Below are 24,490 nucleotides of genomic sequence, written 5' to 3'. Positions count from 1 at the left end.
TTTACAATAACCATTAAATTAAATTCTTTTTTAAGTCAAAGATTGCTAAGTAAAATTCCTAAATATTTCAAAAAAATAAATTTAATATTATAAATAAATTTATAAACGTGTTTTAATTAAAAATTTTATAAATGCAGATAAAAACTAATGCCAATTTTGTCAATTAGCATTAAAAGATAAAATATTAAATAAGCTTAATAAATTTTAAAATAATAAATCTTACTACTAAGATAGTAGTAAGAAAAAATATTAATGAAGTTTTGACCAAATTGTTCGCTTCCAGCCAATAGCAAAAATACTTAAAATCACGAAGAAAATCATAACATAAATTCCAGTTTTTTCTCTTTCTTCTTTTTTGCTATCTCCAACCTTTTCAAGATAATTAATAACTTGAGTTTGTGATTTTTCATTCAAACCAACTCTAGGCATAGCAGTTCCGTGAATTTTCTTTTGTGGTTCATTAATGAAAATATTAAGATAGTGCTCTCCTTTAGAGCGAATCATCATTGACAAATCAGGAGGAATTATACCAAGATAATTCTTTAAATCACTCATATTAGAACTAGAAACAAAACCATCATATTTTACATCATGACATCTTCCACAAGCATTTTCAAAAACTTGCTTGTCTTTTGCAAAATTAATTTCTTTTACAATTAAAGCTGCTTTATCTGTATCTGATAAATCTTGTTTTTTAGCATATTTTTTCTCTAATTGAACTTTCAATTTTGCTTCAAAATCTTTTTCATAATTAGTTGCCGTATTTTTTAAGAATGCTATTAAATTTGCCAAATCATTATTATCTTGAGTCTCATCACCGCTTAAAGGATATGCAGGCATCACGAAAGGCTTTTCATCATTAAATTTATGTGAAATTTGCATAGCATTAACAGGATCTATAATTAGTGCAGCTAAAAATTTTTCATCATAAATATCACCAGCATCACTTAAATCAGGCGGGGTTACACCAAAAGAAGAAGAGTCTGTAATACTAGCAGGAATTCCAGCAGCTTTTATACCATGACAAGCTATACAATTTCCCTCAAAAATTTCTCTCCCTTTCTTTGCATCGCCTTTTGAAAAATCAATTTTTGAAACTTTATCCCATATTTGTTTAACTTGCTCTTCTCGTTGTATCGCTGTATCTAAAGCTTTTTGAGAATTCATAATAGCTTTTTCGTTGCCACTTGTCTTAATCTCTTCTAATGCTTTCGTTTTTGTGATGATTTCTTGTTTTAAAAATTCCTCATCTGCTTTTGCAAAATTAAACGTTACAGGAGTAGAAGGAGGATTCATAACAGAATGCGCAAAAGGTTCTACCCCCCAATATACTAAGCCAGTAAAAAATACAACTACGAAAAATATCTTTAATTCCCTCATCATCATCCCCTTTTTCTTTCCATAATTGTAATAATTGGTAAAATGACTAACAATAATAGTAAAAACACTATAGAAGCATAAAATCCTATCCATGCATTAATCCCTGTTGGAGGAAGTTTTCCATAGATAGTTAATATAATCATATCTATTAGTAAAATCCAAAACCATATAAAAAATAATGGTCTTTCGTGTGCTGGTTTTACAACATCGCTTCTATCAAGCCATGGTAATAAAAAGAAAATAATTTGAGCTATACCAAAAGCTAAAAGACCTATATCAAAAGCCTTAATACTTCCAATATCAAAGAAAAATCCTCTTAAAACTTCATAACTCCATAAAAAATACCATTCAGGATAAATATGTGCTGGGGTTTTTAAAGGATTTGCAGGTTCAAAATTTATAGGATCCATTGCAAAATCAAAATTAAAACTTACTAAATAGAAAAAGAAAATCATAAAAAATGAAATATACATAAAATCTTTAGACAAGAATCCTGGCCAAAAAGGTATAACTTTAGAACCCTTAGTATCGCCTGCTAAATATTTTTCAGCTTCTAAATCAAAATCAAGTTCCTCTGAAATCTCATTATTAACATGAGGAATTCTCAATGAATAAAAATGAAAAGCTATTATTGTTAATATTACTACAGGTAATAAACAAACATGAAGCATAAAAAATCTTGTCAAAGTTGGATCTGAAACTGCGAAATCACCTCTTATCCAAATAACTAATTCATCACCGATAAATGGAATTCCACCAAAAAGATTAGTAATAACTTGAGCTGCCCAAAAACTCATCTGTCCCCAAGGTAGCATATAACCACTAAATGCCTCTGCTGAAAATACAACAAACAATAACATTCCACTCACCCAAATCATTTCACGACCTCTCTTATAAGAGCCATAATAAATTCCAGTAAGCATATGAATGTAAATAATTAAAAATATAACAGAAGCAGCAACTCCGTGCATATGACGCCATAACCATCCATACTCAACTTCTTGCATGATAGTTTTATTAACACTATCAAAAGCTAAGCCAACATCGGGTTTATAATACATCAATAAAAATAACCCCGAAATAAACAATACCGAAAAAAGTGTTGTTAATATAACACCCATTGCCCATAAGAAATTGATTTGTTTTGGTATCCAATATTGTGCCATCAAAACATTAAAAAGTTTATTTACAGCTAGTCTTTGATCAAGCCAATCTATAATACCATTAGCCTTCTTAATTTGTGCCATCTTAAGCCTCCGCCATCATTTTTTTATATTCTGGACCTTCTTCACCTAAAACTAATTTTGTTCCATCAATTCTAAAAGGTGGAATATCTAAAGGTCTTGGAGGAGGACCAAATACATTTTTACCACTTGTGTCAAATTCGCCCCCGTGACAGGCACACTTAAATAATCTTTCACTAGGTGCATAAGCTGGGATACAGCCTAAATGCGTGCAAAGTCCTATCACTACAGTATAAGCAACATCACCTACAACGACATCTCTTTTACTATCTCTTGGCATTTCAGAATCTTTTTTTAAAATGAAAATTGGTTTTTTACGCCACTCAATAGTCCTTAATTCACCTTCTTTCATTCCAGTAAGATCAACAATCGTAACTCCTGCTGCTTTAACACTTGGCAACGGATCCCAAGTCTTTTTCATTGCAACTAATGAAAAAGCACCACCCACAGCAGCTACTGTTCCAAAGGCAAATCCCATAAAACTTCGCCTACTCTCAGATGTAGCCATAATACTTCCTTTATTTTTAATTAATCTTTAGTGTAAGAGGCGTAGTGTATCGTAAAAATAATAAATTTTTTCTTTCAAATAACTATGATAACAAAATAAAAAAATTATAAATTATCTAAATTTACTTTTGCATTTTTATATAAATATGTAAAATATCTAATGCAGCTGGAGTAATACCGCTAATTTGAGAAGCTGCATAAATAGTTGGTGGATTAAATTTTTGCAATTTTTCAATCACCTCATTACTTAACCCGCTCACCTTTGTAAAATCAAAATTTACAGGAATTTTAAAATCACTTAGATATTTCATTTTTTCAATTTGTGCCTTTTGCATAATTATATAGTGATAATACTTTGCCTCATTTAAAATTTCATTTAATGAATATTCGTCCATATCCTTAAATATTACATCTAAAACTTTTAATTTTTCTATATTAAAACTTGATCTTGCAACAATTTTTTGTAAAGTTACAATAGAAGTAATTTTTTCTTCATTAACATCTTGTAAAAAATCATTATTTGCATTACTTGGAGTCCAAGAAGTTTGCAATAAGTATTCAAGACCTTTTTGCACATTTTTTTTAATGGCACTTATATATGCAAATTCTTCATTGCTTAAAAGCCCAAATTTATATCCATATATTCCAAGTCTTAAAATAGCATTTTCTTCTCGCAAAAGCAATCTATATTCAGCTCTTGAAGTAAACATTCTATAAGGTTCTTTAGTTCCTTTAATTACCAAATCATCAATCAAAACACCTATATAAGCTTCATCTCTTCTTAATATAAATTCTTCTTTATTATCAATTGCTAAAACCGCATTAATTCCTGCAATAAACCCTTGCACTGCAGCTTCTTCATAACCAGTTGTTCCGTTAATTTGTCCAGCACAATATAAATTACTAATTTTTTTAGTTTCTAATGTATGTCTTAATTCTGTTGGATCAACGTAATCATACTCTATAGCATAGCCAAAACGAGTAATTTTTGCATTTTCAAAACCCTCAATACTTTGCAACATAGCAATTTGAACTTCATAAGGTAGCGAGGTAGAAAAACCATTTATATAGTATTCTGTTGCATCTTTAGTTTGTGGTTCAATAAACAAATGATGACTTTCTTTATCACTAAAACGATTAATTTTATCCTCTATAGAAGGACAATATCTAGGACCTATACCCTCAATCTGTCCTGTAAAAAGCGGAGCTCTATAAAAATTATCTTTTATAATTTTATGTGTATTTGAATTTGTTCTTGCTATGTAACAAGGAAGTTGATTTGGCTTAAAATGTTGCGTTTTAAAACTAAAAGCTTTAGGATTTTCATCACCATATTGAATTTCTAATTTACTAAAATCAATACTTTTAGAATCTACTCGCGGACAAGTTCCAGTTTTTAATCTCCCTATTTTCAAGCCACTTTGTTTTAAGCATTCTCCTAAATTTATAGCAGAAAGCTCTCCTACCCTACCTGATTGAAGTTTAGTTTCTCCTATATGAATGATTCCATTTAAAAAAGTCCCAGTTGTTAAAATAATTTTTTTTGCAAAATATGTATTTTCTAAATTTGTTTTTACACCCATAATTACATTGTTTTCAATAATTAAAGATAAAACTTGTTCTTGTGAAATTTCTAAATTATTTAATTTTAAAAGCTTATTCCTAGCACAAATTCTATAAGCGTCCATATCAATTTGCGCCCTACTTCCTCGCACAGCTACGCCTTTACTTTCATTTAAAATTCTAAACTGAATTCCTACTTCATCAGTAATTTGTCCCATCAAACCACCCATAGCATCAAGTTCTTTTACTAAATGTCCTTTAGCTAATCCACCTATAGCAGGATTGCAACTTGTTGCACCGATTTGTTCTATCAAAGTTGTTAAAAGTAAAGTTTTTTTACCCATTCTAGCTGTTGCCGCACTTGCTTCAATCCCAGCATGGCCACCACCTATTACAATAATATCGAACATATTTTGCCTTTAAAATTCATAAAAAGGCGTAAATTATATAATATTTTTTTCAATAAAGCACTTAAAACTAAATTTATAAATTTTAGATAGAATTAGCACAAAAATGAGGTTTTTTCAATGTTTAATGGGCTTATTAGAGAATTAGCTTTTGTAAAGTCTTATAAAAATCATATTCTCACTTTAAATGCACAATATAAACCAAATTTGGGTGATAGCATAGCAATAAATGGAGCCTGCTTAAGTGTAATCCAAATTCACGATGATGGTTTTAGTGTTGAACTTTCTTATGAAAGTAGAACTCATATTGCTACAGAAAATTTAAAAAATCGTGTTCATATAGAACCTGCCTTAAGATATGGAGATAAGATTGATGGCCATTTAATGCAAGGACACATAGATGCAATAGGAGAAATTATAAAAATTCAGCCAAATGAAAATGGAATAGACTTTTATATAGCAGCACCACAAGATATTATGCCATTAATAGCAAATAAAGGAAGCATAGGAGTTGATGGAGTGAGTTTGACAATTAATGAAGTATTTGATAGTTCCTTTCGTTTAACTATTATTCCTATTACTCTTAATGAAACGTTGTTTAAAAACTATACCTTAAAAAGAAGAGTAAATTTAGAAAGTGATCTTTTAGCACGCTATATTTACAAGCAAATACATAATAAAAAAAATATCACATGGCAACAAATCGATCAGATTTCATCACTTTATTAGAAAACGATTTTATAAAAGCTTTCGTTGCTTTTGATAAAGATTATAGTGTTTTTAAAAAACAAATTATTAATACTAGTGTATTTAATTTTGATACAAATATTCAAACCTGTGTATTTTTAAATCAGATTCACTCAAATATTACAACTACTTACAAAGAAAATTTTAATATAAATTGTGATGGAGTCATAAGCTCTTTAAAAAATACAGCCTTATGTATCTTAAGCGCTGATTGCTTGCCCATACTCTTATATGATCAAAATAAAAAAGTCATAGCCGCCTTGCATTCAGGTAGGCAAGGTAGTTTTCAAAATATTTTAAAACAAACCATTATAAAAATGCAAACCCAATTTCAAAGCATTCCAGGAGATATCCAACTCATTATTTCTGCTGGAATTTGTGCTCAAAATTATGAAATTGACGGAGAAATTTTACATTATGCTAAAAAAAATTTTTCTCAATTTATAAAAGAAAACAAACTTGATCTTAAAAAAATAATCAAATTTCAAGCAAATGCACTAGGTATATCTAAAATTTTAGATATTAACATCTGCACTTTTGAAGATGAAAGATTTTTTTCATACAGAAGAAATCAAACTTCAAAACGTATTGTAAGCGCTATTTATTTAAAGGATAAAATATAAAATGTATGAAGTAAAAAATTTAGAAGTTTTAAAAATTTTACAAAAAGCAAGAGAATTTTCAGACAATGACTTAAGCAATGAACTTCTAGTAACTCAAATTTTAAATCAACAAATAACCCCACTTAATACTCAAGACACAAAAGAAATTTCAAATTTCATTACAACTTTAATCAATGCAAGGGAAAAGGCTAAAATGAGCAATAAATAATTAGTTTTTCCAAGTTAAAATAAAACAACTTCCTTTCCCTACCTCACTTTTTACTTCTATATTTATATGGTATTCATCACATATTTTTTTTATCAGCCAAAGCCCTATTCCAAATCCACCTTGATCCTCATTAAACCTAGCATAGCGATCAAATATATTATTTAAATTTTCCTTAGATATACCACAACCGCTATCTTCAATAAGTAATCTTTCTTTATGAAGCTCAAGCTTAATATAACCATTTCTTGTGTTATATTTTATAGCATTACCTATAAGATTATCAAACATTTTTAAAAACTGCTCTTTGTTAATAAATATTTTTACATTATCTTCTAAAATAAGCTCTAGCGTAATATTCTTTTGCTCTAAAAATATCTTAAAATATTCCATTCTTTCTTTAATTAAATCTTTTAAAAAAATCCATTCTGAAAGATGAGTTTGCGGAAAATTTAAAAAAATTAAATCAGAATAAATATGACTTAATGTTAAAGCCGCTATTTTAACACGCTTTAATGCTTTAACTTCATCAAGATTATACTTATGTTCTAAATTTTCTATACTCATTAAAATAACGCTAATTGGAGTATTTATCTCATGGGTAGTATCTTTGATAAAATTATTTAAAAATCTTATCTTTAATTCCAAAGGTTTTAAAGCAAATTGCAATATAAAATATCCTATAACACTCATACAAATTAATGAAAAAATCATCACAAATGCAACTTTAAATCTTATAAAATTCAACTCCTTTGAAATATCATTCCCTTGTATTAATACCCTTAAACGATTAATATTACCTAAAACATTTAAAGTATTGTGATTTTGAGAATTATCTAAAAAAAAATTATTTAACTGAATATCAGCTACATAAATTAATTTATCATTATTATAAATATTTGTATTATTTAATTTAAAAAATAAAGTCTGTGCGGGAAAATCTAAATTAGAAAAATATACTTTTGTCCTATCAAAAATAGAAAATTTAATATTAAAAATTTGTGAAATTTTTTTAGCACTTATTTCTATGGGTTCAAAACGATATTTTTCTATTTGTGAGATTAAAAAATGATGTTTTTGTCTTAATTCTAATTCATAATCATTTACTAGCTCTTTTGTAAGCTTTGCATACCATATTCCAAATAAAATTACAAGCACACTGCCCATACTAATAAGATACAAAGAAAGTATTTGCCACGCAACTTGCCTAGCTTCATACATAAGAATATCCTCTACCCCTTTGATTTATAATACTATTTTTACCCAAAAGTTTTCTCAAATTTTTTATATATGCTCTTAAGCTAAGCTCACTTGGTTCTTGATCAAATTCCCAAATTTCTTCAAAAATACGAGAAGTATCAATAAATTTTCCTTTATTTTTAATCAATAATGACAATAATTTTATTTCTTTTAAAGGTAAGGATAAAGGTTTATCATTGTGATATAAAATCTGTGAAATAAGTGCAAATTTAAAACCATTTCCAAGATCTTCATAATCTTCGCATTTATGAGCAAAAGATCTCTTTAAAATTGCACAAATTCTAACTTTAAGTTCCTCTAATTCAAAAGGTTTTTTAATATAATCATCACAACCGCTTTCAAAACCCTTTTGCAAATCAAGAGTGGTATTTAAAGAAGTCATAAAAATAGCAGGAGTATATTTTCCAGCTTCTCTTAACTTTTTTAAAACACTAAATCCATCGCCTTGTGGAACCTTGACATCTAGTATCCATAGGTCATAATTTTTTTCATAAGCATAATTTTGTGCATCATCAGCATTATCCACTAAGGTTACTACATAACCTTCATCTTCTAAAAATTCGCTTACAATTTCACCCAAATTTATATCATCTTCTAATAATAAAATCGTAGTTGGCATTTTAAACCTCATTTATTTTAAGAATCCAATATTATTATATGTTCTTTACATAAATTAAAGATTATAAAAATCAAACTAGTTACCAAAAAATATTTTAAACTCAAAACAAAAGCTAACACTAGCACAAATTTTACATAATTTAAATTTAAATTATTAATTTTTATATAAAAAAACTAATTGTTTATTATTTATCTTTTTTAGATATAATCAGCGATCATTTTTGATAGAATAAAGGTATTTCTAATTATGTTACGATTAATCTTATTTATTTTATTTTTTACTAATTCTTTATTAGCATTTAATGTTAAATCTTTACTAACATATACGTTTAATGGTAATACTGATTATGATATGCAAAAATCCAAAGAAATATATTTTATCAATAAATGCAATGTATGTCATGGAGATAATGGCGAAAAAACTAGTTATGGGAAAAAATCTATTAGAAATTTAACTCCTGCACAAATTAAAGGATCGCTAAAAGATTATGCAAACGGGTATTATCCTAACTCTAGTGCAGACAATATTCAAATGGGAATTTATGCAAGAAGATTAAGTGATGATGATATAGATTATATAATTGCTTACCTAAAAGGGCAAAACTTTTCCATAGAATTAAATCAAGAAGAATTATTAGAAGAAGAACCAAAAACTAAAACTAAACATGGGATATTTTTAAAATAAACTAAGGAGTATTTGATGAAAAAAAAGCTTATTATATTAGCGAGCTTACTTTGTATGAATTTTATGTATGGCGCAGAAGTAAAAATAGGTGTTGTATTGCCATTAACAGGATCTTTAGCAGCTTATGGTAATGATGTTTATGAGGGTATTAAACTTGCAAATTCACTTAATCCAAATCTAAAAAATGGAAGTAATGTTAAAATCATAGCAATTGACACTAAAGGTGATAAAATTGAAAGTGCAAATGCTACAATTAGATTAATATCGCAAGATAAAGTATTAGGATTAATCGGTGAGGCAGTAACTCCAAATACTATGCAGGTTTTATCTATAGCCGAAGAAAGAAAAATTCCAGCCATAGCTCCTGTTGCATCAGGTGATAAGCTTTTAGACAAAAAAACTTATGCAAGCAGAGTTTGCTTTATGGATAGCTTTCAAGGTGATAAATTTGCAAATTATGCTTATCAAAACTTAAATTTAAGAAGTGTTGCTATTATTGTTGATCAAAGCAATGTTTATTCTTTGGGACTTGCCAAAGCATTTGAAAAAGAATTTAAAAGAAATGGTGGAAAAATACTCAAAAAATTAATCATATCATCTGGAGATAAAGATTTTAAAGCTATTGTGTCTCAATTAAAAAACATCAATCCTGATTTTGTTTATATGCCAATTTACCATCCTGAAGCTGCTTTAATCGCTAGACAAGCAAAAGCTGTAGGTTTTAACAAGCTTTTAAGTGCAGGAGATGGAGTTAATAATAAAACTTTTATAGAGCTTGGTGGAGATGCAGTTAATGGTGTAATTTTTACAGATAGTTTTGATTATAATAATCCACCTACTAATTTATCAAAAGATTTTATACAAGCATACGAAAAAGAGCATAATACAAAAGAACTTCCAGCATTTTCTGCTATGGGTGCTGATGCTTATTATGTGATGGTAAATGCAATGAATGAGTGTCTTAAAACTCTTACTGCCCAATGTATCAATGATAAAATTCATTCCACTTTAAATTTTGAAGGTGTTGGTGGAATTATAAGTATCGATAAAAGTGGAAATGTGAGTCGTTCTGTGGTTATTAAAGAAATACAAGAACAAAAGCAAAATTACAAAACTATTATTAATCCTTGAAAGGTATAGTTATGAAAAAAATTAGCATTACTATATTATCATTTGTAATTGCAAATATCTTGCAAGCAAAAGAAATAAATATCGGCGTCGTTCTTCCTTTAACTGGAGCTACTGCTGCTTATGGACAAAGTGCTTTAGATGGTATAAAAATTGCAAATTCTATGAAAAACACTTTAGACAATGGCGATACAATCAATCTCATAATAGTAGATACAAAAGGCGATAAAATCGAAAGTGCAAATGCAAGCACAAGACTTGTTTCACAAAATAAAGTTCAAGCCTTAATCGGAGAAATGATTACAGCAAATACTTTACAAGTTATAAGAATTGGAGAAGAAAAAAAGATTCCCGTTGTAGCTCCAGCTGCAACAGCTGATAAAATTTTAAACAAAAAACATTATGCAAGTAGAGTTTGTTTTACAGATAGTTTTCAAGGTTCTTCATTGGCAAATTATATAAGAAATAAACTTCATTATAAAAAAGCTGTTGTGGTTACTGATCAAACAACAGATTATTCTTTAGGCTTAACTAAGGCTTTCATTCAAGAATTTAATAAACAAGGTGGTAAAATTTTAGATAAATTTAGAATTACTGCTGGCGATAAAGACTTTAAAGCAATTATTTCTCAAATTAAAAATTTAAATCCTGATTTTATATATCTTCCAGTATATTATACTGAAGCATCATTATTTGCAAGACAAGCAAAAACTATGGGTTTAAATATCCCTATGGGTTCAGCAGATGGTGTAGCAGATGAGACTTTTATAAATTTAGCTCGAGATGCCGCAGAAGGTTATATTTTTACAGATAGTTTTGATTATAATAATCCACCTACTAATTTATCAAAAGATTTTATACAAGCATATGAGAATGAAAAACAAAATAAAGAAGTTCCAAATTTTAGTGCAATGGGTGCTGATGCTTATTTTATCATTTATGAAGCTATGCAAAAATGTATTAATAATCTCAATGCAGAATGTATCAATAATAATATTCATACCACCTCAAATTTTCAAGGTGTAAGCGGTATTATTAGTATTGATAAAAATGGAAATGCTACAAGATCTATTGTTATTAAAACAATAGAAAATCAAAAGCAAATTTATAAAGACTCAATTATTCCTTAAGGGGCAAAATGGATAATTCTTTAATTTTACAACAAATTATTAATGGTTTTAGCTTAGGTAGTATGTATGCACTTATAGCCATAGGTTATACTATGGTATATGGTGTTTTAAGATTAATTAACTTTGCCCATGGTGATATAATGATGGTAGGTGCTTATGTAGCATTATTTTGTGTAACAAATATGAATGTTCCTTTTTTGGGAGCTTTATCCTTAGCAATGCTCTTTGCAGCTGCTTTAGGTATTACTATAGATAAAATTGCTTATAAGCCTCTAAGAAAAGCGCCTAGAATTTCTTTATTAATTACGGCTATAGGCATTAGCTTTTTGATACAAAATATTTTTAATGTTATGTTTGGCTCCACTCCTAGATATTTTCCTGTTCCAAGCTATTTAGAAAATATAATTAACATTTTTGATATAAGCATTAGTATAAATACCATTTTAGTACCTATTCTTACTTTTTTCATTTTATTAATAGTCTTATATATTCTTTACAAAAGTAAATATGGCATAGCTATTAGGGCTTTAGCATTTGATATTCACACGGTGAATTTAATGGGAATTGATGCAAATCGTATTATTTCCATAGTTTTTGCTTTAGGTTCTGCTTTAGCTGCTATTGGTGGAATTTTTTGGGCAATAAGCTATCCTTCAGTAGAACCTAGTATGGGAACTTTAATAGGATTAAAAGCTTTTGGAGCAGCAGTTTTAGGTGGAATTGGGTCAGTAGCTGGAGCAGTTTTAGGTGGTTTAATTATCGGATTTACAGAAGTAGTTGCAGTAGCAATTTTTCCGGATCTTTCAGGCTTTAAAGATGCATTTGCTTTCATATTTTTAGTTTTAATATTACTATTTAAACCTACCGGAATTTTAGGTATAAATTTTGAAAAAAGTAGGTTTTAATTATGGTTTGTAAAAAAGTTACTCATTTGATATTTTTCATTATTGCTGTTGCTATTATTTTATTTTCTCCTTATTTTCTAAACGACTATAAAATAGGAATCTTAAATAATATCGCCATTTTTATTATTTTAGCTGTAAGTTATAATCTCATAAATGGAGTTACAGGTCAATTTTCCTTAGAACCAAATGGCTTTGTTGCTGTTGGTGCTTATGTAGCCGCCTTAGTTTTACTCACTAGTGAAAGTAAAATAGACCAATTTTCTTTAGAAGATCCTAGCGATTTAATTTTAATAATTCATTCACAAAGTTTTATTGTAGCATTGTTAGCAGCTGGAATTTGTGCAATGTTATTATCTTTAATTTTAGCTTTTGCTGTATTTAGAGTTAGAGGAGATTATTTAGCAATTGTAACTTTAGGATTTGGCATTATTATAAAATTAATGGCTATTAATTTTGCGTCTGTTACAAATGGTTCTTTAGGCCTTAATGAGATTCCAAAACATACAACTTTATACTGGAGTGGCGCAATAGCTATTTTTTCAGTTATTATTATTTTAAATATTATAAATTCAAAATTTGGAAGAGCTATGAAAGCAGTAAGAGATGACGAAGATGCTGCTTTAGCTATGGGTATTAATACATTTAAGATTAAAACTCTAGCATTTAGCACTTCAGCTTTTTTAGAAGGTGTTGGCGGTGGGTTATTAGCTTGCGCTTTAGCTTCTGTTTCCCCTGAGCAATTTGACTTCTTATTTACCTTCCAACTTCTCATCATCATCGTTTTAGGAGGTCTTGGATCTACTACTGGAGCTATTATTGGAACTATTTTAGTAGTTGGAGGAATGGAATATTTAAGATTTTTAGATGAAAGTATGAAGATTTTTGGTTACGAAACCCCTGCTATGCCTGGACTTAGAATGGTAATATTTTCTGTAATATTAATTTTAGTAATGCTTTTTGCAAGAAGAGGTATTATGGGAGATAAAGAACTTACAGATATTTTATTTAAGTTTTCTAAAAGGAATAAAAAATGATTTTAGAACTTAAAAATATTCATAAAAATTTTGGTGGAGTTACAGCTATAGCAGATACTTCATTTTCCATCAAAGAAGGTGAAATTTTTGGACTTATCGGACCAAATGGTGCAGGAAAAACAACATTATTTAATATTATCACTGGAAATTATAAACCAAGTAGTGGAGAAATTTTTTTTATTAATAAAAAAATTAACAACCTAAAGCCTCATGAAATTGTTCATCTTGGCATCGCAAGAACCTTTCAAAACATTCGTCTTTTTTCAAGTATGAGTGTTTTAGAAAATGTATTAATTGGTTTTGATCAAAGTGTAAAATATAATATATTTGAGGCATTTTTGCATTTAGGGAGATTTCATAATCAAGAAAAACATACAAAACAAGCCGCATATGAAATACTTAAACAGCTTAATATTGCTAATCTAGCAAATGAAAATGCTACTAGCTTAAGCTATGGACAGCAAAGAAAAGTAGAAATTGCAAGAGCTTTAGCAACCAATCCTAAATTACTGCTCTTAGATGAACCTGTAGCAGGTATGAATTCAACTGAAAGTGATGATTTAGCACAATTAATTTTTAACATAAGAGATACTAAAAAAATTAGTGTTTTACTTATAGAACACGATATGAAATTTGTTAATAAACTTTGCAATAAAGTTATGGTGCTTGATTATGGTAAAACAATATTTGAAGGCAAGCCAACAGATGCAATCAAAAATTCTGAAGTTATCAATGCATATTTAGGAGATTTTAATGCTAGTTGTTAAAAATCTACATGTATATTATGGTTTAATTGAAGCTGTTAAGGGTATTAATTTTACTATCAATACAGGTGAAATTGTTAGTTTAATAGGATCAAATGGTGCAGGAAAAACATCTACCTTAAACGCAATGCTAAATTGCGTTAAAAAATCAGGTGAAATCACTTTTTTAGGTTATGACACTCAAAGACATCTACCTCATACTCTAGTTCAAAAAGGTATAGCTTTAGTTCCAGAAGGCAGAAGAGTGTTTATTAACTTAACCATAGAAGAAAATTTAAAAATAGGAGCATTTAATAACGCTGAAAATTATGAACATTTAAAAAGTCAAATGTATAAACTTTTCCCAAGATTAAAAGATAAAAGAAATGCTCTTGCAGGAACCTTAAGTGGCGGTGAAGCTCAAATGCTAGCTATCTCCAGAGCTTTAATGAGCGAACCAAAACTTTTAATGCTAGATGAACCTTCTTTAGGACTTGCCCCAAAAATAGTTGGAGAAGTTTTTGATATCATCGTCAAACTTAAAGAAGAAGGCATTACTATATTACTCGTAGAACAAAATGCATTTTCTGCACTTAAAATTAGTAATTACGCTTATGTATTAGAGAATGGAAAAATAGCTATGCAATCGCCTGCTAAAGATCTTATCGGAAACGATGAAATACGAAAAAAATATTTAGGAGCCTAAAAATGAAAAATCAACTCTTAATTTTTGGCAATATTAAAATTTCTATCTTTTTATTTTTACTTTTTGCTCTATTTTGTGCTTTAGCTACATTTATAGAAAGTGCTTATAATACACCAACTGCTTGGGCTATGATTTATGGAACATCGTGGTTTGGATTTATACAATTGCTTTTAGGATTAAATCTTTTAGTAGCTATTTTTAAATACAAAATGTTAAATAAGAAAAAACTTCCTCTTTTTGTATTTCACCTTGCATTTTTGTTTATATTACTTGGTTGTGCAGTTACTAGATATGCAGGTTTTGAAGGAAATTTACACATTAGAGAAAATGAAAAAAATAATCTTATTGAAACTTCACAAAGTTATATTTATATTGCTACTTTATATGATGATAAAGTCTATAGCAACTCAAAATCTGAATACATTGCTAGCTTGCCATTTGTTAATAATTTCTCTTTTAATTTAATTTTACCTCAAGGTAAAGCTAATGTTACTTATAAAAATCTAATCTTAGATGCTAAAGAAACTTACACTGAAGATAATAATTATGATCCGATTTTATCATTAATGATTTTACAAAATAATAATGCAAAAGAACTCATTCTTAAAGCAGGTGAAATAAAAAATTTAAATGGTATTAATATTTCTTTTTTAAATGATAACACTCCTAGTCCTTATATAAAGATTGATAAAGATTTAAACATTAGCTCGAATATAGATCTAAAATTTATGTCAATGGCTGATGGCAAAGAAAATGTATTAAAAGCTTTGCAAAAAGCAAGTGCGTATGATAAAAGATTATATTCTTTTAATGACATAAATTTTGTTGTAAAATTTGCATCTTTACATGGCAAAAAAATATTAAAAGGTGTTAATCAAGCACAAGATGAAAACTTTTTTATATGGCTTAAATCAAGTTGGATAGAATTTGGAAGAAATATTTTAATTTCTTTATTTGGCGAAGCAAAATATTGGAATAACTCTATATTGAATAATTTTAAAGATTTTGCACAAAGCACAAAATATATGCCGACACAACTTTCTGATAATGCTATTAATGCTTTAAATTTAACAATTAGCTACAAAGGCGAAAGCAAAGAAGTATTTTTAGTAGAATACAATTCCCCTATACGTGTAGATCTTGCTGGAGAAGTATTTTTTTTAAGATGGGGGCCTAAAGATATTGAGATGCCATTTGAAATATATTTAAAAGATTTTGAGTTAAAACGCTATCCTGGTTCTATGTCTCCTATGTCTTATGCAAGTTATATTGAGGTTAATAATGGCAATGAAAAATTTGATTATAAGATTTTTATGAATAATGTTTTAGACTATAATGGCTATAGATTTTATCAAAGCTCTTACGATCAAGATGAAAAAGGAACAAGACTTTCAGTAAATAAAGATCCTGGAAAAATTCCTACTTACATAGGATATTTTTTATTAACCTTAGGTATGTTTTTAAATATCTTAAATCCACATTCAAGATTTAGAACCTTAGCTACATTAATCAATCAAGATGCGCTTAAAAAAACTAGTGCGATATTATTATTTACTCTTATATTTTTTAACTCAACAAAAATTTATGCTTTTGAACCTATAAAAATAGATGAACAACATGCTAAAGAATTAGCCACACTAGTAGTTCAAAAATCAGATGGTAGAATGGTTCCTTTTAACACACTAGCAACTGAAGTTTTAGAAAAAATTTACAAAAATACTCGTTATGATAATCAAAGCGCAGAGGCAGTAATTATTTCAATGATTTTAGATAGTAGTGCGTGGTATGATAAAGATATAATTTTTATGCCAAAAAATCAAATTATTAATAAAGAAATTTCTAAAATTTTAGAAATCAAACCTGCTCCATATGTCAGTTTTAAAGATTTTTTTACTACCGAACATTATAAATTACAAAAATATGTCGAAAATGCAAATAGAAAAAATATTAATCGTAGAAGTGTTTTTGATAAAGAAATTATAAAACTTGATGAAAGAGTAAATATACTTAATTTAATTTTTTCTCACGGAATTTTTAAAATTATACCTCTACAAGATCATACAAATAATCAATGGATTTCTCTTTATCAAGCATATATTGGCTTAAAAAGCGAAGAAGGTTTAGAAGTTAAAAAATTACTTGAAAATTATTTTAATGCTATATCAGATTCCATAAAAAATAATGATTGGAAAAGTGCAAATGAAGCATTAAATGAAATTAAAAATTATCAACACAAATATGGACACGAAGTCATACCTAATTTAAATAAACTTTATGTAGAAATTTTCCTTAATAAAAGTCAAATCTTTGTAAAACTCGCACCGCTTTACTTATTTGCTGGTTTATTGCTTCTTATAATTATTTTTGTAAAAATGTTAATGCCAAAAATTCGCATTAATCTTGCTTTCAAATTTGTTTATATTGTCAATATCATTGCATTTTTAATTCACACATTAGGGCTTGCTTTGCGCTGGTATATAGCAGGTAGAGCGCCTTGGAGCAATGCTTATGAAAGTATGGTTTATATAGCCTGGGCCTTATCATTATCTGGAATTTTCTTTTCAAAAAAAAGCCCTATTGCACTTTCACTAACGTCTATATTAGCCGGCGTTACCTTAGGTGTTGCTCATTTGAGTCAAATGGACCCACAAATTACTAATTTGGTCCCAGTTTTGCAATCATATTGGCTAACAATACATGTTTCAGTAATTACAGCTAGTTATGGATTTTTAGGACTATGTGCCTTACTTGGAATTTTTGTTTTAATATTATTTTCTATGCTTAAACTTAATGGCAAACATAATGAAAATATATTAAGAAATATCACAGAAGCTACAAGAATCAATGAAATGGCTATGATTTTAGGACTTTGCTTGCTCACTATTGGAAATTTTTTAGGTGCAATATGGGCAAATGAAAGCTGGGGAAGATATTGGAGTTGGGACTCAAAAGAAACTTGGGCTTTAATTAGTATATTAGTTTATGCTGCTATTTTACATATACGTTTGGTTCCAAAATGGGCAAATCAATATACTTTTGCACTATATTCAATGTTTGCCTACTGGGTAATTATTATGACTTATTTTGGAGTAAATTATTTCTTAGTTGGAATGCATTCTTATGCAGCTGGCGATGCTGTAAAAATACCTAATTACGTATATTGGAGCTTTATTTTAATGATAATATTAAGTGTAATTAGTTATACAAAAAAATCTTATGCGAAAAAATTATAAGGGTGTAAATGGGTGCTTCTTTTTTAATTATTTTAATTTTAATTTTAGTATTTGCTATTGCCTTGGGAGTAGTTGCTGTAATATTTTTTAATCGTAATAATAAAAATTTAAAACAACAAGAACTCAAATCTAATCTAGCTATTAATGATATAGAAGACTTTATCTCAAAAGCAAATTCTGCTAAAAATTCTGAAACCATACATCAGTTGATTTTACAATTTTTAAATTCGCAAAAATTAAATACTAATTTAAAAAATAAAGCTACAAAAAGAAAACTTGATTTTATTAGTGCAATTTCAGCTAATAACAATGCAACACCAAAAAATATTTCATTTTTAAATAATGAATTAAAAAAGAGATACAATTCTTTGAAAAAAGAAATTGATACTTATGAGCAAATTGGTTTAGCTAAAAGAAAAATGAGACAATCACAATGAAGAACATTAGAAATTTTTCAATCATAGCACACATTGATCATGGAAAAAGCACTCTTGCTGATAGAATTATCAGTGAATGTGGCGCCATTAGTGATAGACAAATGAGTTCGCAAGTTATGGATACTATGGATATAGAAAAAGAAAGAGGTATAACTATAAAAGCTCAATCAGTGCGTTTAAACTACAATCATAACAATCAAAATTATATACTCAATCTAATAGACACTCCAGGCCACGTTGATTTTTCTTATGAAGTAAGTCGCTCTTTAGCAAGTTGCGAAGGAGCTTTACTTGTAGTAGATGCCTCTCAAGGAGTTGAAGCACAAACTATTGCAAATGTTTATATTGCTTTAGAAAATGATTTAGAAATTATTCCAGTAATCAATAAAATTGATCTACCATCAGCTGATATTGAAAAAGTAAAACACGAAATTGAACATATTATAGGTATTGATTGTTCTAATGCTATTTGTGTAAGTGCTAAAACAGGAATTGGGATTAAAGAGCTTATAGAGGCTATTATCACAAAAATACCTGCCCCTAAAGATAATGATGTTGCGGCAACAAAAGCTTTAATTTATGATTCGTGGTTTGATAGTTATCTTGGTGCCTTGGCTTTAGTAAGAGTATATGATGGTTGTATTTGCAAAAATGATGAAGTTCTTATAATGAATACAGATAAAAAACATATAGTTCAAGATTTATTTTATCCACATCCTCTAAGTCCTATAAAAACTAAAGCATTGCACTCTGGTGAAGTCGGAGTAATAGTACTTGGATTAAAAAATGTTGCTGATGTGCAAGTTGGTGATACCATAACACTTACTAAAAATAAAGCTAAAGAAGCCATAGGAGGATTTGAAAAAGCTAAAGCTTTTGTTTTTGCTGGATTATATCCTATAGAAACAGATAAATTTGAAGATTTAAGAGATGCTCTTAATAAGCTCAAACTAAACGATAGCTCTATAACTTATGAACCTGAAACCTCATTAGCACTTGGCTTTGGCTTTAGAGTAGGATTTTTAGGACTTTTACATATGGAAGTAATCAAAGAAAGATTAGAAAGAGAATTTAATCTTGATTTAATTGCTACTGCACCAACTGTTACTTATGAAGTGTATCAAACTGATGGAGAGATATTAAAAATTCAAAATCCAAGCGAACTACCTCCTATTAACAATATAGATTATATTAAAGAACCTTATGTAAAAGCTACAATAATTACTCCAAGTGAATTTTTAGGAAATCTTATCACTTTACTAAATAGAAAACGTGGTATTCAAGTTAAAATGGATTATGTTACAACCGAAAGGGTATTGCTAGAATACGATATACCATTAAATGAAATTGTAATGGATTTTTATGACAAATTAAAATCTTTAACCAAGGGCTATGCAAGTTTTGATTATGAACCTATAGAATTTAAAATAGGCAATTTAGTAAAACTTGATATTAAAGTAGCTGGAGAAAATGTAGATGCATTAAGCATTATAGTTCCAAGTGAAAAAGCTTTAAGTAAAGGTAGAGAATTAGTCAAAGCAATGAAAGAAATTGTGCCTAGACAACTTTTTGAAGTGGCTATACAAGCAAGTATTGGCAATAAAATTATTGCTAGGGAAAATGTAAAATCTATGGGCAAAAATGTTACCGCAAAATGTTATGGTGGAGATATTACAAGAAAAAGAAAATTGCTTGAAAAACAAAAAGAAGGGAAAAAAAGAATGAAATCCATAGGCAAAGTTCATCTACCTCAAGAAGCATTTTTAAGCGTGTTAAAAATAGACTAATCTCCTAGCATACTAGGAGATATAATTAAGCATTGATATCTAAAGAATTTCCACCCAATCCATTAATTTTTTGAGTTACTTTTTCAATAGCTTTATCAATTGTTTCATAGCTGATATCAGGAAGCTTGCCACCCCACATTTTTTCTGCTTGCTCAAACCCTGATTTTAGTCCTTCTAAACCCTTTTGGAGTTTATCTATGTCTTCACCAGCTCCATTAATAACAAAGTCAGCTAATCTTTGAGAAGTTTTTGTTACACCAAAAAAACCATCTTCTCCAATAAGCTCTTTAGCTTCTTCACTACTTAAGCTAAGTATATCTTTGCCTTCATAGCCTATAGCTTTAAAATCCACACTAGAAAGTATTGACGATAAAGAATTATTTGAATTTGCTAAATTAGCGATATTAGCTTGAGAAAAACTATTACTTGAGCTTATATTTAAAGTTTGTTGCATAAAACTCATTGTATAAAGCTCGGTAATACTCTTGCCACTTAAACTAGCAAGCTTATCAAGTTTATCTTTATCGATATCCTTTGTGCTATTTGCACTCTTAGTATTGGTATCTTCAAGTTTTGTATTCAAATCAGCCTTCCTATTGCTAATTTGCGACTCCATTGCCACACGTGAATACGAATTTATTTGCATCCTTGCTCCTTTGTTTGTGGGTCCTATGAAAATCGGATAAAAAAAATTAAATTTTATATCCAAGCAATACCATAATTTTAATAGCTATGAAAGATTATAATTACAAAGATATCTTAAAAATTAAATAATTTATTTAAAAATACTTTAATTGATTTTTTTAATTTAAAGTTTAAATTACTCTAATTAAATTTTTAAATATCTAAACTTTTAGCTAAATGAATGCAAGAATTTAAATCTTGATTTTTACAAATATATAAATTTTTGCTTTTTTTAAATAACGAAGCTGTGCTTTCTCCAATAACTACAATTTTATCATCATCTTTTAAAGAATAAAATTTAAAAAATTGTTTTACACTAGATGGAGCACTAAAAATAAAAACAGCTGGATGATTTAAAACCATTTTTTCTTTTATTTTTAAAGCTATATTTTCATAAGCTACAACTTGGTGCAAATTGATTCCATTATTTAGCAAATAAGTATCAATACAAGAACTAATTTTTTTAGCTCTTAAATATAAACATTTTTTATTTTTAAACTCATACAAAAATTCTTCAGCTAAATTTTTTCCATAAGCACAGCTAGGATATTTTACATTTACAAAACCAATACTCTTGGCAAATTGAGCACTTTTACTACCAACTGCATATAAACTAATATTAAAATTTAAAATAGAAGAACTTTGTATTAAAGACTTAAGAGAATTTTTAGAGCTAATAATCAAACAATCAAAATCATTAAGATTGACATTAAATTGATAAAATCTAATTTCATTTAAAACAATATTTTCTATGCCATCAAATTTTTCTCTTCCTATAAAATATACCATAATCACAAATTTCTAACAGCTTTTTTTAAAAACGAAGTGGCTTTATGAGGATTTTTAGCATCCATAATCGCTCTTATTACAGCTACTCCAGCAATACCACTATGTTTTAACATATGTATATTATCTTCGTTTATGCCACCAATTGCCACCACCGGTAAGGAACTTAAATTTACAATTTCTTTTAATTTATCAACCCCAAGCACAATGCAATCTTGCTTACTAGGAGTATCAAACACAGCTCCAACACCTAAATAATCAGCTTCTTTAATATTTTTTAATTCAAATTTACAATTAATAGTCAAACCTATAATTTTTTCATTGCCTAAAAGCTTTCTAGCTTTTTGTAAAGGCAAATCTGTTTGTCCAATATGCACGCCACTAGCATTAACCGCTAAAGCAATATCTAATCGATCATTAATCAAAAAAGGAGTTTTAAATTCATCACATATTGCTTTTGTTTTTAATGCTAAGTGATAAAAATCTAAAGTATTAATATTTTTTTCTCTAAGTTGAACAATGCTAACCCCTGCTTCTAAAGAAGCTTTTATGATATTTAAAAATTGATTTTCGCTTTTTTTACCTTTGCTAGCAACCAAATAAAGCTCATATAAATTCATATCTTACCTTGATTTCTATCATAAGTATTTACTCCTCAAATTTAAAAAAATGATTTATAGGACCATATCCTTTACCAAGAGCTAAAGAATTCAAAATAGCTCCAAAAATATACTCTTTAGCTAAGGCTATAGCTTCATTCTTATCTTTACCAAGAGCTAAATTTGATGCTATAGCTGAACTTAACGCACAACCTGTTCCATGGGTATTTTTAGTATTAATCTTTTCACTTTTAAAAATATTAAATTTTTCTCCATCAAAAAAAATATCATTAGTATTGTATTTACTATGACCACCTTTAATCAAAACACTCTTAGCTCCAATTTTATGAAGTTTAATACCAGCTTTTTTCATATCGTTTTCGTCATTAATCTTAAAATCACACAAAAATTCAGCTTCAGGTATATTAGGTGTTAGCACATCAGCTAAAGATAAAATTTCATCTTTAAAAAATTGACAATTTTCCAAAGGCATTAAAGCATAACCATTTTTAGCAAACATCACCGGATCAATCACTATATTTTTAGACTTAAAATAAATCAAATTTTCTTTAACACATTGCATAATTTCTTTTGAACTAAGCATACCAATTTTCACAGCCTCTGGCTTAATGTCTTCATAAATTGCTAACATTTGTTCATTTATCATCTTTTTAGATACATTAAAACAAGAAATAACCCTAGTAGTATTTTCAGCAACTATGCTTGTAATCACGCTCATACCAAATAAATTATGAGCACTAAAAGTTTTTAAATCAGCTTGCAAACCAGCTCCACCGCTACAATCACTTCCAGCAATACTTAAAATAGGAATTTTATATCTTGTTTTTGCTTGTAACATTTTTCTCTCAAAATATTTTATATCTTTGATAAATTATATCTTAGATTTAATTAATCTAAACCTCTAATTAATCGTAATTTCTTAGATATTTATACTATTTAAACTTCTATTAAATTAAATTATAATTTATTTAATTTTATTTTCAACTACTTAGTGTTAGTATAGCGACTAGATAATATTTAGTAGTTCAATAACACAAAAAGAAAGGAATAATAATGAAAAGTGTTAAGTTGAAAGTTTCGCTGATTGCAAATGTAATAGCTATAATCTGCTTAGTAATACTAGGCATCATAACTTTTATTTTTGTTAAACAATCTTTATCCGAAGAAATTATAAGATCTGAACAAAATCGTTTAATTTCTGGTAAAAATCTCATAGATAATTTTAGAAAAAATACTGCAAATTCCTTGCAAAGATTATCAGAGACTATTCTTAGAAATCCATACTCAAAACTCAGCTCACAGCAAGCACTAATGGAAAATGTTGGAATGCAGTTAAGAAACTTTAGAGATGCTGGAAATTACTTAGCTGTATATATTGCTCAACCTGATGGAGAATTATTAGTAAGCGATCCAGATAGCGATGCACAAAATTTAAACTTTGGAATTTATGGAAAAGCTAATGGATATGATGCAAGAACTAGGGAATTTTATATAGAAGCTAAAAATAGAAATGGTTTATTTATTACAAATTCATATATTGATGCTACCACTGGGTTGCCTTGTTTTACTTATGCTATGCCTTTAAATAAAGATGGCAAATTTTTAGGAATTTTAGCAATTGATGTTTTAACTAAAGATTTAGAAGAAAGTTTAAAACAAATACCAGGAGATTCTTTTGCTTATGATAAAAATAAATTTGCTTTCATTTCAACAAGCAAAGATTATTCGCACAATCGTCCAAATGTTAAAATCGTAGCAGATGAATTTTCAAAAATATCTACTAATAAAATGCCATTTTATTACATTAGTGAAAAAGGTAGCAAGAGATTGGCTATGTGTGATAAAGAACACGATTACACAATTTGTGCTATGACATATATTGATACTGTAAATCACTCAAGTGAAAAAATAGCATATATTCAAACTGCTGTTGTTATTTTCACAAGTATTTTGAGTATTACGCTGTTGTATTTTATTATTTCGTATTATTTATCTCCTTTAACAAAAATCCAAACAGGCTTAAATTCATTCTTTGATTTTATCAATCATAAAACAAAA

At 28.2% G+C, this 24,490-nt stretch carries 24 protein-coding genes; 14 read left to right on the top strand and 10 right to left on the bottom strand.

The annotated features are described in order from the left end of the window. Window positions 1-249: 249 nt before the first annotated feature. From QZ429_RS04810 to mnmG, 4 genes are all read right to left on the bottom strand, one after another. On the bottom strand, window positions 250-1,380 hold the full coding sequence (locus tag QZ429_RS04810; RefSeq protein ID WP_291951889.1) for a c-type cytochrome: 1,131 nt from the start codon (window positions 1,378-1,380) through the stop codon (window positions 250-252). 2 nt (window positions 1,381-1,382) lie between these two features. Further along, window positions 1,383-2,627 (bottom strand): cytochrome bc complex cytochrome b subunit, encoded by a 1,245-nt coding sequence (locus QZ429_RS04805; protein ID WP_291951875.1) that lies wholly within the window; start codon window positions 2,625-2,627, stop codon window positions 1,383-1,385. Window position 2,628: 1 nt separating this feature from the next. Further along, entirely contained in the window at window positions 2,629-3,132 is a 504-nt protein-coding gene (petA, locus tag QZ429_RS04800) for a ubiquinol-cytochrome c reductase iron-sulfur subunit (RefSeq protein ID WP_291951872.1), read from the bottom strand. A 121-nt stretch (window positions 3,133-3,253) separates the two neighbouring features. Next, the gene (mnmG, locus tag QZ429_RS04795; protein WP_291951869.1) at window positions 3,254-5,104 is read right to left on the bottom strand and encodes a tRNA uridine-5-carboxymethylaminomethyl(34) synthesis enzyme MnmG; all 1,851 of its coding nucleotides are present in this window, start codon (window positions 5,102-5,104) and stop codon (window positions 3,254-3,256) included. A gap of 117 nt (window positions 5,105-5,221) precedes the next feature. Between mnmG and ribE the strand changes: the two genes are divergently transcribed. The 3 genes from ribE to QZ429_RS04780 are packed head-to-tail and all read left to right on the top strand — an operon-like array spanning window position 5,222 to window position 6,679. Then, entirely contained in the window at window positions 5,222-5,830 is a 609-nt protein-coding gene (gene ribE, locus QZ429_RS04790) for a riboflavin synthase (RefSeq protein ID WP_291951866.1), read from the top strand. Continuing rightward, the gene (gene pgeF, locus QZ429_RS04785; RefSeq protein WP_291951863.1) at window positions 5,794-6,471 is read left to right on the top strand and encodes a peptidoglycan editing factor PgeF; all 678 of its coding nucleotides are present in this window, start codon (window positions 5,794-5,796) and stop codon (window positions 6,469-6,471) included. The genes ribE and pgeF overlap by 37 nt, the downstream gene beginning before the upstream one ends. Before the next feature lies 1 nt (window position 6,472). Continuing rightward, window positions 6,473-6,679: a hypothetical protein gene (locus QZ429_RS04780; RefSeq protein ID WP_291951860.1), complete on the top strand. Its 207-nt coding sequence runs from the start codon at window positions 6,473-6,475 to the stop codon at window positions 6,677-6,679. On the opposite strand, the gene QZ429_RS04775 is transcribed toward QZ429_RS04780, so the two are convergent. Both QZ429_RS04775 and QZ429_RS04770 read right to left on the bottom strand, forming a co-directional pair. Beyond that, on the bottom strand, window positions 6,680-7,897 hold the full coding sequence (locus QZ429_RS04775) for a HAMP domain-containing sensor histidine kinase (protein WP_291951857.1): 1,218 nt from the start codon (window positions 7,895-7,897) through the stop codon (window positions 6,680-6,682). Beyond that, window positions 7,890-8,555 (bottom strand): response regulator transcription factor, encoded by a 666-nt coding sequence (locus QZ429_RS04770; RefSeq protein WP_291951853.1) that lies wholly within the window; start codon window positions 8,553-8,555, stop codon window positions 7,890-7,892. The genes QZ429_RS04775 and QZ429_RS04770 overlap by 8 nt, the downstream gene beginning before the upstream one ends. 246 nt (window positions 8,556-8,801) lie before the next feature. Between QZ429_RS04770 and QZ429_RS04765 the strand changes: the two genes are divergently transcribed. From QZ429_RS04765 to lepA, 10 genes are read left to right on the top strand one after another with little or no spacing between them, the layout of a single operon-like run. Then, window positions 8,802-9,239, top strand: a complete 438-nt coding sequence (locus tag QZ429_RS04765) for a c-type cytochrome (protein ID WP_291951850.1) — start codon at window positions 8,802-8,804, stop codon at window positions 9,237-9,239. A gap of 15 nt (window positions 9,240-9,254) precedes the next feature. After that, the gene (locus tag QZ429_RS04760; RefSeq protein ID WP_291951846.1) at window positions 9,255-10,370 is read left to right on the top strand and encodes an ABC transporter substrate-binding protein; all 1,116 of its coding nucleotides are present in this window, start codon (window positions 9,255-9,257) and stop codon (window positions 10,368-10,370) included. 11 nt (window positions 10,371-10,381) lie between these two features. Continuing rightward, on the top strand, window positions 10,382-11,497 hold the full coding sequence (locus tag QZ429_RS04755; protein WP_291951843.1) for an ABC transporter substrate-binding protein: 1,116 nt from the start codon (window positions 10,382-10,384) through the stop codon (window positions 11,495-11,497). An 8-nt stretch (window positions 11,498-11,505) separates the two neighbouring features. Further along, on the top strand, window positions 11,506-12,402 hold the full coding sequence (locus tag QZ429_RS04750; RefSeq protein WP_291951840.1) for a branched-chain amino acid ABC transporter permease: 897 nt from the start codon (window positions 11,506-11,508) through the stop codon (window positions 12,400-12,402). Next, the gene (locus QZ429_RS04745) at window positions 12,402-13,436 is read left to right on the top strand and encodes a branched-chain amino acid ABC transporter permease (protein WP_291951886.1); all 1,035 of its coding nucleotides are present in this window, start codon (window positions 12,402-12,404) and stop codon (window positions 13,434-13,436) included. Before QZ429_RS04750 ends, QZ429_RS04745 begins: the two co-directional genes overlap by 1 nt. Next, window positions 13,433-14,203 carry an ABC transporter ATP-binding protein gene (locus tag QZ429_RS04740; RefSeq protein WP_291951838.1) on the top strand — a complete coding sequence of 257 codons (771 nt, stop codon included), beginning with the start codon at window positions 13,433-13,435 and terminating at the stop codon, window positions 14,201-14,203. The genes QZ429_RS04745 and QZ429_RS04740 overlap by 4 nt, the downstream gene beginning before the upstream one ends. Beyond that, window positions 14,190-14,885 (top strand): ABC transporter ATP-binding protein, encoded by a 696-nt coding sequence (locus QZ429_RS04735; protein WP_291951835.1) that lies wholly within the window; start codon window positions 14,190-14,192, stop codon window positions 14,883-14,885. Before QZ429_RS04740 ends, QZ429_RS04735 begins: the two co-directional genes overlap by 14 nt. A gap of 2 nt (window positions 14,886-14,887) precedes the next feature. Next, window positions 14,888-18,118 (top strand): c-type cytochrome biogenesis protein CcsB, encoded by a 3,231-nt coding sequence (ccsB, locus tag QZ429_RS04730; RefSeq protein ID WP_291951833.1) that lies wholly within the window; start codon window positions 14,888-14,890, stop codon window positions 18,116-18,118. Window positions 18,119-18,126: 8 nt separating this feature from the next. Next, the gene (locus QZ429_RS04725; RefSeq protein ID WP_291951830.1) at window positions 18,127-18,555 is read left to right on the top strand and encodes a hypothetical protein; all 429 of its coding nucleotides are present in this window, start codon (window positions 18,127-18,129) and stop codon (window positions 18,553-18,555) included. Further along, window positions 18,546-20,342: a translation elongation factor 4 gene (gene lepA / locus QZ429_RS04720; protein WP_291951882.1), complete on the top strand. Its 1,797-nt coding sequence runs from the start codon at window positions 18,546-18,548 to the stop codon at window positions 20,340-20,342. The genes QZ429_RS04725 and lepA overlap by 10 nt, the downstream gene beginning before the upstream one ends. A 25-nt stretch (window positions 20,343-20,367) precedes the next feature. On the opposite strand, the gene QZ429_RS04715 is transcribed toward lepA, so the two are convergent. The 4 genes from QZ429_RS04715 to thiD form a co-directional block, all read right to left on the bottom strand. Further along, window positions 20,368-20,988, bottom strand: a complete 621-nt coding sequence (locus tag QZ429_RS04715) for a hypothetical protein (RefSeq protein WP_291951827.1) — start codon at window positions 20,986-20,988, stop codon at window positions 20,368-20,370. A 191-nt stretch (window positions 20,989-21,179) separates the two neighbouring features. Beyond that, window positions 21,180-21,815: a uroporphyrinogen-III synthase gene (locus QZ429_RS04710; protein ID WP_291951878.1), complete on the bottom strand. Its 636-nt coding sequence runs from the start codon at window positions 21,813-21,815 to the stop codon at window positions 21,180-21,182. 2 nt (window positions 21,816-21,817) lie between these two features. Next, on the bottom strand, window positions 21,818-22,432 hold the full coding sequence (gene thiE, locus QZ429_RS04705) for a thiamine phosphate synthase (RefSeq protein ID WP_291951824.1): 615 nt from the start codon (window positions 22,430-22,432) through the stop codon (window positions 21,818-21,820). Between the two features lie 28 nt (window positions 22,433-22,460). Continuing rightward, on the bottom strand, window positions 22,461-23,270 hold the full coding sequence (gene thiD / locus QZ429_RS04700) for a bifunctional hydroxymethylpyrimidine kinase/phosphomethylpyrimidine kinase (protein WP_291951821.1): 810 nt from the start codon (window positions 23,268-23,270) through the stop codon (window positions 22,461-22,463). 215 nt (window positions 23,271-23,485) lie between these two features. Here thiD and QZ429_RS04695 point away from each other — a divergent pair. Beyond that, window positions 23,486-24,490: PDC sensor domain-containing protein (locus QZ429_RS04695; protein WP_291951818.1), on the top strand; the 1,005-nt coding region annotated here is incomplete at its 3' end.

It is taken from the genome of Campylobacter sp. (assembly GCF_020024835.1).
Taxonomy (GTDB): domain Bacteria; phylum Campylobacterota; class Campylobacteria; order Campylobacterales; family Campylobacteraceae; genus Campylobacter_D.
Note: the sequence above shows the minus strand (reverse complement) of the source record. Positions and strands in the feature narration are given on the sequence as shown.